Here is an 11,270-nt window from a genome sequence, read left to right on the forward strand (position 1 = left end):
AGTAAGGCAGGGACGACGGGCAGCGGAGAACATACCGGATGACAACTTTCCCGCGAAAGGAGACGGATGTTATGATGTTGAACTGGCTGCAAATACATATGGACGTAACAAGCTTGCTCTGGCTGCTGCCTGTATTCTTCATGTTTCATGATTTTGAGGAAATTCTTACAGTTGAGGCATGGGGGAACAAACACGGTCCAGCTATAACATCGTCGCTTTCCCCGTCATTGCAGAAGCGCCTGGCGCCTATGATGGGCATGACCACCAGGAATTTTGCTATGGATGTGCTCTTCGTGTATATTCTGATAGTGGGGGTAACCTTCGTTGCGGTGTTTTTAGAGTTCTACTGGCTCTACTTAGCCGTGCTCGCTGTGTTTCTGCTGCATGTCTTCACACATTTGGCACAAAGTATTGTTCTGAGGCTGTATACCCCGGGTGTAGTGACTGCTGTGCTCGTAGCATTGCCGTACTCGATATATGCTTTTTACCGCCTGCTGTATGAGAATGTTGTCAGCGAAGCTGACATAGGGTGGTCGGTGCTGCTCATGCTGATCCTGACACCACTGCTTGTATGGGGCATGATGAAGAACCGGACAAGACATAACCGCAGCTGAGAATGATGATTTGTTACGGTGACGTTTTCAGAAAAATCTTGACGTGACCCCCTAATGATAGATAAAATAATATTATTGCGTGTTTTTTGGCTACTGAGAATTATTATCATAATTTGAAAAGAAGCAGAGAGGGTGACAGGATGGAGCGCCTTTTAGAGGTAAAAGACCTAGCTATATCATTCAGAACACGCGGAGGAGAAGTCCAAGCAATCCGTGGTGTCAGCTTTCATGTAAATAAAGGGGAGACTCTGGCGATTGTAGGCGAATCCGGTTCCGGTAAGAGCGTAACCTCGCAAGCAGTCATGAAGCTGGTTCCTCAGCCTGCGGGCGAATATAAGCGTGGACAGATTCTGTTCGATGGACAAGATCTGATCGGCAAGAATGAGAAGCAAATGCAAAAAATCCGCGGTAAAGAGATCGGTATGATTTTCCAGGATCCGATGACCTCGCTGAATCCGATGATGAAAGTCGGCAGACAGATTACCGAAGTACTGTTCAAGCACGAGAAAATTACAAAAGAAGCTGCTTACAAACGCGGCATCGAGCTGCTTAATCTGGTGGGAATTCCTTCACCTGAACGCCGTTTCCAGCAGTACCCGCATGAGTTCAGCGGCGGGATGCGCCAACGTGTCGTAATCGCTATGGCACTTGCCGCTAACCCTAAGCTCCTGATTGCCGATGAGCCGACAACCGCGCTTGACGTAACCATTCAGGCACAGATCCTGGATCTGATGAAGGACCTGCAGAAGAAGATTGATACAGCGATCATTTTCATCACCCATGACCTTGGGGTTGTGGCGAGAATGGCAGACCGTGTTGCCGTAATGTACGCTGGTCAAATCGTTGAAATGGGCACAGCGGAAGAGATCTTCTATGATCCGAGACATCCGTATACTTGGGGCTTGCTGGCTTCCATGCCTAGCCTTGAGAGCAAGGGTTCCCTGCTTACAGCGATTCCGGGAACACCTCCCGATCTGATCAAGCCGCCTAAGGGTGATGCCTTCGCACTGCGGAGCACATATGCCATGGCGATTGACATGGAGAAAGAACCGCCAATGTACAAGGTTTCCGATACTCATCTTGTGAAGTCCTGGCTGATGCATCCGATGGCACCTGCGGTAGAACCGCCGGATGTCGTGAAGAAGCAGCGCCGCGTTTTGAGCAATGCCTATCCGGAGCCGGTTCTCGTGCAGAACAGCAGCGAGTATTAAGAACCGGGCTATAGCACATACTATTAAGATTAGCGTCAGGCCGATTGCGGCTTGGCGCTTTTTTGACGATTCAGGAAGCAATGAGTTTCTTCGAAGGTGGACGAAGCTTAAAGTTACCGCAAAGAACATGCCCGGCCGATCTGCCTGACTTTAAGTTTATATAAATATAAAATAATACAAATATATATAAATAAAAGTATTGACTAATTTGTCATTGCGCAGCAAAATGTAAGGGTATACATAAGGGGGTTATAACTTGAGAACAAGAACGCTAACCGCTTTAATATCCTTAGCTTTGCTGCCTGCCTGCAGTGGCGGGAATGCTGCAGGCACACCTGAGTTTGAGAATGTATCGGTACACGATCCATCCGTGATCAAGGCTGACGATACTTATTATGTGTTTGGTTCGCATTTGGCTTCGGCCAAATCCAAGGATCTGATGTCGTGGACTCAGATTTCCTCCGGGGTAACGGATGACAACGTGCTTATCCCCAATGTAACGGAGGAACTCAGTGAGACTCTCAGCTGGGCACAATCGGACACCCTGTGGGCGCCTGATGTCATTCAGCTGGCGGACGGGAAGTTCTACATGTACTACGATGCATGCCGGGGAGATTCTCCGCTGTCGGCACTCGGCATCGCAGCCGCTGACAAGGTCGAAGGCCCTTATAAGAATAAAGGAATTATTCTTAAATCTGGTATGGCCGGCACCGGAGATGACGCTGAGGTCTATGATGCTACCGAGAAGCCTAATGTAGTAGATCCTGATGTGTTTTTTGATAAGAACGGCAAGCTGTGGATGGTATACGGTTCGTATTCCGGAGGCATCTTCATTCTGGAGCTGGACCCGGCTACGGGCTTTCCGCTGGCAGACCAAGGGTATGGCAAGAAGCTGCTGGGGGCGGATCATGCCCGGATAGAAGGGCCTTATATGCTGTACAGTCCGGAGACGGATTACTACTACTTGTTCTTGTCTTACGGCGGGCTCGATGCGAATGGCGGCTATAATATCCGTGTTGCACGCTCCAAGAACCCGGACGGACCGTTTGAGGATTCTGAAGGCAAAGCTATGATTGACGCGCGGGGGACGGCTGGTGTTCTGTTTGATGATCCGGCATATGCACCTTACGGAGTGAAGCTGATGGGGAGTTATGAGTTCCTGAACACGGATCAGGAACCTTCAGCCAGCGGTGCAGGGTATGTCTCTCCCGGACATAACTCGGCATATTATGATGAGAAGAGCGGGCAGTATTATCTGATCTTCCATACCCGGTTCCCGAATCTTGGCGAGCAGCATGAAGTGCGGGTACACCAGATGTTCCTGAACGAAGCGGGCTGGCCGGTAGTGGCGCCCCACCGCTACAGCGGGGAGAAGATCGGCAAGTACTCCGGTAGGGATGTGGCCGGGGAGTACAAATATATCAATCACGGCAAAGATATTACTGCAGAGATTGTAGAGTCGCAGCTCCTTAAGCTGAATACAGACGGTACGATAAGCGGCGCAGTAACAGGTACATGGAGCCTGGGTGATGAGCATAGTGCGAAGCTGACTATAGACGGGACGGAGTACAGCGGAGTGTTCCTGCGCGAATGGAATGAAGCCACTGGAAGTAATGTAATGACATTCACGGCATTGTCGGCGGAAGGCATCTCAGTCTGGGGAAGCCAGGTTTCACCGGAGAACAAGTAACGTTACATTCCCCGGTGGCTATGATCATATGAAACAGCGGCAGCAAAGGACGAACTATAGTCCCTGGCTGCCGCTGTTTTTTATTATGGAGAACTTTTTTTGTTCCCTATTGCCAATTGAACGATAATCTGAAGTACGATGATGCCAGCCAAACCATAGAATGCTTGTACGAAGCTGCCCGTAGCATCGTAGTACCAGCCCATAGCCAGCGGCCCAAGCGCTCCGAGAATATAACCGCCGGATTGGGTCATTGCAGACCAGCTACTGGCTTCCTGGGCGTTGCTTGTTTCATCAATGGGCAACATTAATGCAATCGGGAACATTCCGCCCGCACCAATACCGAGCGGGACCGCCGCGAGCCAAGGGCTAACGGATAGGTTCAGCATCAGGACACCGGTCAACTCCATTAACGCACACCCGACAAGCCAGAATACACGTCTTTGGTAGCGGTGTACAAGCATGGGTATGAACAACGTAGAGGGCAGCGATATCAATGTGAATAAGGTTTGGATGTTTCCGGCCGTCTCCTGGCTGTACCCCTGGCTTTGGATGGCTGGCGCGAGCCAGGCGGTTAAGGAATAGAAGATCGCTGCCATCAGCCCGAAGAATAGGGTCAGCACCCAGGCACGCCTGTTCTTCACTGGAAGAGGTGCATGAAATACACTCTTAGTTATACCGGATTGCCGGTCTGTGTGCGCAGACCAGGCTAACCGCAACCAGACAGGCAATGCAATGGCTGCGGGGAATGCCCATACAGCCAGTGAGCTCCTCCATGATCCCCCCAGCAGATGCTGAAGCGGAACCGATAGTCCCACACTAATGCTCGCCCCCGCCACCATCGCTGTAGAGTAGATCCCTACCATGGCTGCCACCCGGTCAGGGAAATGCTGTTTGATGAAGCTGGACAACAGCGGTCCTGCCAAGGCGATCCCTACACCCGACATAAAAGAAGTGAACATCATCAATGGAGTTGTGTCCACAAACCAGCGTAATCCCGTACCCAGCCCGATGAGGATTAGAGCCAGAACAATGGCCCCTTCATTTCCCCACCTTCTGCTTAATCTAACGGAGAACGGAGCAAATAGGCCCATGCATAATACCGGAAGTGTGGTTAACAGACTGGCGGTAATCCCGCTTATACCCAGATCATTTTGTATGGTGCTCATTAGAGGAGAAATGGATGTAATAGGCGGCCGTAAATTCAGTGAAGCCAGGATAAGCGCCAAGACGATGTAAAAAAGTTTCATTCTGAATCTCCTCGTGGTAGTAGTATTGTGGCTTTCACCCGTGAGCATGAGCCCGTGACAGAGCATTGGGGGATGCACGGTTAAGTATAGAATCATTAGAATGATTGAACAATACTATTGTTTCTATTAAAATGATTACTAAAACCAATGATTGGAGGTGGCTGATATGGAGATTCGTCAGATGGAAAACTTCATTGCGGTGTGCGAGGCGCTTCATTTCACACGGGCAGCTGAGAAACTTGGCATATCCCAACCTACGCTGAGTCAACAAATACGTGCGCTGGAGGATGAACTCGGCGTTCCCTTATTCGACCGGGTCGGCAAGAAGATTGTGATGACACAGGCAGGAAACCTGTTTCTGGAGCACTGTGTACAGATGATCCGTCATTTACAGAATACCCGGGATGCATTAGCTGAATTCCGCAATGATCAGCGGGGCCGACTGGTAATCGGTGTTCTCCCTTCCGATCTGGACTACCGGATTACTCCTTTGCTGGCAGATTTTCATACCCGGTTCCCCAAGGTGCAGCTGAAGGTTGTCTCTTCGGTCTTCGTCTTGAATCAAGTGCTGGAGAATGAAGTAGACATCGGCATCGACGTCTCGTCTGCTCCTGATGACCGGCTTGTACGCATTTCTTTGTGCAGTGAAGAATATGTGCTCGTCGTTTCCGAGAATCATGATTGGGCGAAGCGAAGCTCAATTGGTATCCGGGAGCTGCGTGATATCCAAACGGTGATGTTCCCCGAAGGATTTACAGGCCGAGAACTGGTGGATAACTATTGCCGTAAATATGGCTTCAGCTTAAATACGATCATGGAGATCAGTTCGGCCACTTCCATTATTAGCCTGGTAAAAGCCAATGTCGGAGGCACCCTGCTGCCGTATCCTCTGATCCAAGCGATGAATGAACCGACACTGCGCTGCATCCGAATTACAGATGATCCGCCATACCGTCACTTTGAGATCATTCACCGGTCAGACCGGTTTCTGACTCAATCGGCCAAGACATTTATTGAGAAAACTATTGCGTATTTCAATTGATTTGTATGCAAATCCTGATAGGGTAACTTCTTATAAAATCATGCCCATAATACAACATTTCCCTGATCCTAGCGGCAGAAATTCAAGATTGTTGTATAAAATGTAGGATTTCAGCGTTTTCAAGCGGCTTAGCCGGATTATTCTTGTATTTTATACAACAATCCTTCCAACCACCCGGCTCCTTATCGGTCAGAGTTGCAGAACGTACAACATTTAGGTCTAGAGTGCTTTCTAAAAGTCTCCATTCTGCCGGTAACGAATCCAATTGCAGGAATTGTCTCCTGTGTTCCAGTCTCGCTGCGTGACCGGTAACTTGTATGACAAACAGCGGGTCTCCGCCTGGAGATCCGCTGTTAATTGGTAACATACTATTCTTAGGCCATTGAATGCCGCAACTTCATCTTGATTTACTCCTCATACCTGCGCAGCACGATGACCGCATTATGTCCGCCGAAGCCAAAGGAATTGGAGATCCCGATCTTCAGATCAGCCTGACGGGCATGGTTAGGAACATAATCCAGGTCGCACAATTCGTCAGGCTGCTCCAGATTGATTGTCGGCGGAATCAGACCCTCCTGAATGCTTTTGAGCAGGGCGATGGCTTCCAGGCCGCCGGCTGCTCCGAGTGCATGTCCGGTCATCGACTTGTTCGCAGTGACCGGAATCCGGTAGGCGTCCTCACCGAACAGCTTCTTGATCGCCATGGTCTCAGAACGGTCCCCGACGATCGTACTGGTCGCGTGGGCACTAATTACATCCACCTCTGCCGGAGCGATTCCGGCCTCTCTCAGCGCCAGCTTCATCGCCTGATAGGCACCTATGCCCTCGGGATGAGTGGCTACCATATGATAAGCATCGGAGCTGGCCCCATAGCCGGTTACTTCACCATAGATGACAGCATTCCGCTGCAAGGCATGGGAGAGGGACTCCAGGATGACAATGGCGCCGCCTTCCCCGATGACAAAGCCGTCGCGGCGCTGGTCAAAAGGCCGGCTGGCCTTCTGCGGCTCCTCATTGCGGGTGGATAGGGCGGTTGCATTGCCGAAGCTGGCCAGGGCAATTTCGGTCACCGCCGCTTCGGCACCCCCGGCGAGGATCACATCGGCTCCGCCGTAACGGATCAGGCGGAAGGCTTCGCCGATGGCAGTATTACCAATCGAGCAGGCAGTGACCGGCGAGAGGGTCGGCCCTAAGGCTCCCAGCTTAATGCTGATCATTGCTGCTGCCATATTGGAGATCAGCATCGGGATCAGGGTTGGACTTACCCGTACCGGGCCACGCGAGCGCAGCAGATCACCCTGCTCCATCAGGGTCTGGATGCCGCCTACTCCGGAGCCTACATAGACACCGAGCCGTTCGCGGTCAATCTTGTCCAGCTGCAGGCCGGAATGGGCCCAGGCCTCCTCGGCGGCGGCAAGCGCGAACTGGCTGAACCGGTCCATGCGCCGCGCTTCCTTGCGGCCGAATCTGGCGTCAGGATCGAACTCTTGTACAGAGCCGGCAATTTTGGTCTTGAAATGTGTTGTATCAAAAGTAGTGATCGGCGAAATTCCCGATTCACCAGCAGCCAAGCGGCTCCAGAATTGTTCTACGGTATTGCCAAGCGGCGAAATTACGCCCATCCCTGTGATCACTACGCGTTCCATATGATAATCCTCCTAAAAGTTATGTGAGCATAAACTTAAGTGTTGTAAGTATAACCGGATGCGTTCTAGACCTATTGTTCCACTTAATTTATCCTATTACAAGTTGTAGTTTATACTAGTATAATTACTACTACACTAATAGGCAGACCAACCGGAAGGCAGGGAGATACAATGTCCAATCAGAACAGGCTGCAAGCATTATCCGATTTCCTGAAATCCAGACGAGCGGCCATCTCTCCGGCAGCGGCAGGACTGCCGGAAGGTTCGCGCAGAAGGACGCCGGGGCTAAGACGCGAAGAGGTGGCACAGCTGGCCGGGGTCAGCAATACCTGGTACACGTGGCTTGAGCAGGGGCGTGATATTAAAGTATCTCCATCCGTTCTGGATTGTATTGCCGCAGCACTGCGGCTGACCAAGGATGAGCGGAGCTACTTATTTGCCCTGGCCCTGGATAACGGGCCGGGAAGTATGATTTATCCTCAAGAGGAGAGCTCAGTGATTCATCCGTCCCTGCAGAAGATCCTGCAGGAGCTGAAGAGCTGTCCGACAATCATCTCGGACCGGCACTGCGGCATTGTCGGCTGGAATGAGGCGGCCGCACATGTGTTTCTTGATTTCGCCAAGCTGCCGCCGGAGCAGCGCAATATGATCTCCCTGTTATTTGTACGCAAGGAATTCAGACGGCTGGCCGTGAACTGGGAGCAGTTTGTCCGGGGGTACCTGTCGATTTTCCGCGCCTATTACGGACAATATCTGGAGGACCGCTGGTATGATGAATTCATTGCGGAGATGAAGGAACAGCATCCGGAGTTCAATCAGCTATGGGAAGAGAGCCGGGTAAGCTCCGCTCCGGACGTAGTACTGGAGTTCCGGCATGCCAAAGCCGGCAAAATGCTGTTCCATTTAACCTCGCTTCAGGTGCAGGGCAGCACGGATCTGCGCTGCAGCATCTACACCCCCGCCGGAGATTCCAATACAGAATCCAAGCTGAAGCAGCTGATGGCGCCTGAACCGCAGGCTTGATAGATATTTTTTATGGATTCATAAAAAACTATAAATATACAATATCGAATTTGACGTTTATACTCCTTATATGATGAATCAATTCCTGCGGGATCGTAAAAGGAGCAAAGGTCAATGGCTAAAGTAACCGGATTGGAAGGCGTAGTTGCCGGAGAAACTGAAATCGGATTGGTCGATGGAGAGAAAGGACATTTGGTATACCGCGGATATTGGGCCAAAGAGCTTGCGGTAAGCAAAAGTTATGAGGAAGTGGCTTATTTGCTCTGGAACGGGCATCTGCCGGATGCAGAGGAACTGGCGCTGCTGAAGGCACAGATGGCAGAGGAGAGAGTCATTCCTGAGTATCTTTGCAGGATGCTGGATCTGTTCCCGGCTTCGGTACCGCTTATGCTGGTGCTGCAGAGTGCGGTTGCCGCACTAGGCGATAAAGAGAATACAACCTGGCCGCCAACGCTGAAGCAAGCGGTACGTCTGACGGCTGTTCTACCTGCAATCATCGCGTACAGAGCCCGCAGCCTGCAGGGCCTGGCACCACTGGATTCGCTTCCTGAGCTTGGCCATGCTGCGAATTATCTATATTTGCTTACAGGAAAGCTGCCGGAGGAAGCCCATGTCAAGGCGCTCAGCGCTTATCTGATTCTCTGCATGGAGCATGGCATGAATGCTTCAACGTTTGCCGGGCGGGTGGTGCTCTCGACTGAATCTGATATCTGCGCAGCGGTATGCGGAGCCATCGGGGCGATGAAAGGGCCGCTGCATGGCGGTGCACCTTATGAAGTCATCTCAATGCTGGAGGATATCGGAACGGTAGAGCGGGCAGAGCCTTGGCTGCGCAATGCGCTGGATAACGGGACGAAGCTGATGGGCTTTGGACACCGCATCTATAAGACCAAGGACCCCCGTGCAGAAGCGCTGCAGATTGCCACGCTGGAGATGATCGGGAAGGATGCATCCTTTGACCTTGCCCTGCATGTAGAAGCCACGGCAATTGCCCTGCTGGAGGAATACAAGCCGGGCCGGCGGCTGTTCACTAACGTCGAGTTTTATGCCGCAGCCATTCTGAAGGCGCTGCAGCTCTCACCGGAGATATTTACTCCAACGTTTACGGCTGGTAGAATTGTCGGCTGGACGGCCCATATACTGGAGCAAGCGGCCAATAACCGGATTTTCCGCCCGCAATCTACGTATATCGGACCGATGCCTGAATCAGAGGTTGTATCATAACAGCACAAAAACATCCCCGGCCGTCAAACAGCCGGAGATGTTGAACAAGGGAATGTTAATGAGAGAGTATGAGGGGGATACTCTGACATAAGATTTAGAAATCAGAGGTTGCAACTTCGATGGTGCCGAAGACTGCGCCTGCAGCTGTGCTGAGAAGAGCAGCAACAAGCAGCAGGTTTACAGAAACTGTGAGACTGTTCAGCGCAGGAATAGTATAAGTGACGACTGGAGCATTGACTCTGTAAAGAACAAGGTCCACAGGGAAACCGGAGTTGTTATTTACAGTTACAGCCGCGTTGATGCCTCCAGCCAGATTCTCATAATAAGATTTACCAACGCCTGCAGCCAGGTTGAAGAATTGTTGCGGTAACAAGATTGCCATGGTAATGACCTCCTTTTTCGTTTGATAGGATATCATATTCGCCGAAACTATGATTGCTGTAACGTATGTCTTGGGAGATTAGCACATTTTAATAGGGCGATGAGAGGTAGAATTAAATAGAAGAAGAGCCTCTACCCATGGCGGGCGGGGGCTCTTTGCGGTTCGATTACTCTATGGATTAGGTCTATGACCTATGAAGCTGGTTTAATATATGCCTTATCTTTGGACTGTCTGCCGTAGAAGCGGTATAGGATAAGCCCGAAGAGCATTCCGGCAAAAGACATGGCTGCTACGCTCAAATAGAGGACAATATGGTACACTGGAAGTAATTCTAGTGAATGGTAAGGAGAATGACAACGATGAAGCTGGTGTCCTGGAATGTAAATGGTCTGAGAGCTTGTGTAAACAAAGGGTTTAACGAATATTTCCGGGAAAGCGCCGCAGACATCTTCTGCGTGCAGGAAACGAAGCTTCAGGAGGGTCAGATTGTTCTGGACCACGGTGAGGAGTATTCGCAGTACTGGAATTATGCCCTCAAAAAAGGATATTCAGGTACGGCCGTCTTCACCCGGATTAAGCCGCTGTCTGTCAGATATGGTCTCGACAAGGAAACCGAAGACGAGGGAAGAATTATTACCCTGGAATTCACAGACTTCTATCTGGTGAATGTATATACTCCGAATGCCAAACGGGATCTGTCGAGACTGGATTACCGGATGGAATGGGAGGATGAGTTCCGCAATTATCTGCTGAAGCTCGATGCGCATAAGCCGGTTCTAGTCTGCGGGGATTTGAATGTGGCGCATCAGGATATTGATCTCAAGAATGCCAAATCGAACCGCGGGAATTCAGGCTTCACCGATGAAGAACGCGGAAAGATGACAGAGCTGCTGGAGGCCGGGTTCGTTGATACTTTCCGGTATTTCTATCCTGAGCTTGAGGGTGCCTACAGCTGGTGGTCCTATATGCCGAAGGTAAGAGAGAAGAATGTAGGCTGGCGGATCGACTATTTCCTCGCTTCCTCGCGGCTGGCCCCGCGCCTTCTGGATGCAGGGATAGAGTGCAATATTCTCGGCAGTGATCATTGTCCGGTAGTCCTTCATCTTGCTGATGCGTCGGAAGTGTAGATTTATATTCGTTGTACAAAAGAACATAAAAGAACAGAGGCGGTATCCCGGGTTGCGGGGTACC

General features: G+C 50.9%; 10 protein-coding genes. 7 read left to right on the top strand and 3 right to left on the bottom strand.

The window, feature by feature from the left end:
* Nucleotides 1-71: 71 nt before the first annotated feature.
* From NSU01_RS15305 to NSU01_RS15315, 3 genes are all read left to right on the top strand, one after another.
* Entirely contained in the window at nt 72-614 is a 543-nt protein-coding gene (locus NSU01_RS15305; protein WP_042136773.1) for an HXXEE domain-containing protein, read from the top strand.
* 140 nt (nt 615-754) lie between these two features.
* Complete coding sequence (locus NSU01_RS15310; protein WP_042213143.1) at nt 755-1,825, top strand: ABC transporter ATP-binding protein; 1,071 nt, start codon at nt 755-757, stop codon at nt 1,823-1,825.
* A 295-nt stretch (nt 1,826-2,120) separates the two neighbouring features.
* Nucleotides 2,121-3,515 carry a glycoside hydrolase family 43 protein gene (locus NSU01_RS15315; protein WP_076244981.1) on the top strand — a complete coding sequence of 465 codons (1,395 nt, stop codon included), beginning with the start codon at nt 2,121-2,123 and terminating at the stop codon, nt 3,513-3,515.
* An 83-nt stretch (nt 3,516-3,598) separates the two neighbouring features.
* On the opposite strand, the gene NSU01_RS15320 is transcribed toward NSU01_RS15315, so the two are convergent.
* Nucleotides 3,599-4,762: an MFS transporter gene (locus tag NSU01_RS15320; protein ID WP_076244761.1), complete on the bottom strand. Its 1,164-nt coding sequence runs from the start codon at nt 4,760-4,762 to the stop codon at nt 3,599-3,601.
* A gap of 166 nt (nt 4,763-4,928) precedes the next feature.
* On the opposite strand from NSU01_RS15320, the gene NSU01_RS15325 reads away from it, so the two are divergent.
* Nucleotides 4,929-5,804 (top strand): LysR family transcriptional regulator, encoded by an 876-nt coding sequence (locus NSU01_RS15325; protein ID WP_083705569.1) that lies wholly within the window; start codon nt 4,929-4,931, stop codon nt 5,802-5,804.
* Between the two features lie 407 nt (nt 5,805-6,211).
* On the opposite strand, the gene fabF is transcribed toward NSU01_RS15325, so the two are convergent.
* Nucleotides 6,212-7,450 (bottom strand): beta-ketoacyl-ACP synthase II, encoded by a 1,239-nt coding sequence (gene fabF / locus NSU01_RS15330; protein ID WP_076244766.1) that lies wholly within the window; start codon nt 7,448-7,450, stop codon nt 6,212-6,214.
* 171 nt (nt 7,451-7,621) lie between these two features.
* Here fabF and NSU01_RS15335 point away from each other — a divergent pair, with 171 nt between their 5' ends.
* Both NSU01_RS15335 and NSU01_RS15340 read left to right on the top strand, forming a co-directional pair.
* Nucleotides 7,622-8,473, top strand: a complete 852-nt coding sequence (locus tag NSU01_RS15335) for a helix-turn-helix transcriptional regulator (protein WP_076244768.1) — start codon at nt 7,622-7,624, stop codon at nt 8,471-8,473.
* Between the two features lie 114 nt (nt 8,474-8,587).
* Nucleotides 8,588-9,697, top strand: a complete 1,110-nt coding sequence (locus NSU01_RS15340; protein ID WP_076244771.1) for a citrate synthase/methylcitrate synthase — start codon at nt 8,588-8,590, stop codon at nt 9,695-9,697.
* 94 nt (nt 9,698-9,791) lie between these two features.
* On the opposite strand, the gene NSU01_RS15345 is transcribed toward NSU01_RS15340, so the two are convergent.
* Entirely contained in the window at nt 9,792-10,079 is a 288-nt protein-coding gene (locus NSU01_RS15345; RefSeq protein ID WP_039303550.1) for a hypothetical protein, read from the bottom strand.
* Nucleotides 10,080-10,438: 359 nt separating this feature from the next.
* Between NSU01_RS15345 and NSU01_RS15350 the strand changes: the two genes are divergently transcribed.
* Nucleotides 10,439-11,206 (top strand): exodeoxyribonuclease III, encoded by a 768-nt coding sequence (locus NSU01_RS15350; RefSeq protein WP_076244774.1) that lies wholly within the window; start codon nt 10,439-10,441, stop codon nt 11,204-11,206.
* Nucleotides 11,207-11,270 lie beyond the last annotated feature (64 nt).

This window comes from Paenibacillus sp. FSL H8-0259 (assembly GCF_037963255.1).
Classification (GTDB): domain Bacteria; phylum Bacillota; class Bacilli; order Paenibacillales; family Paenibacillaceae; genus Paenibacillus_AQ; species Paenibacillus_AQ phytohabitans.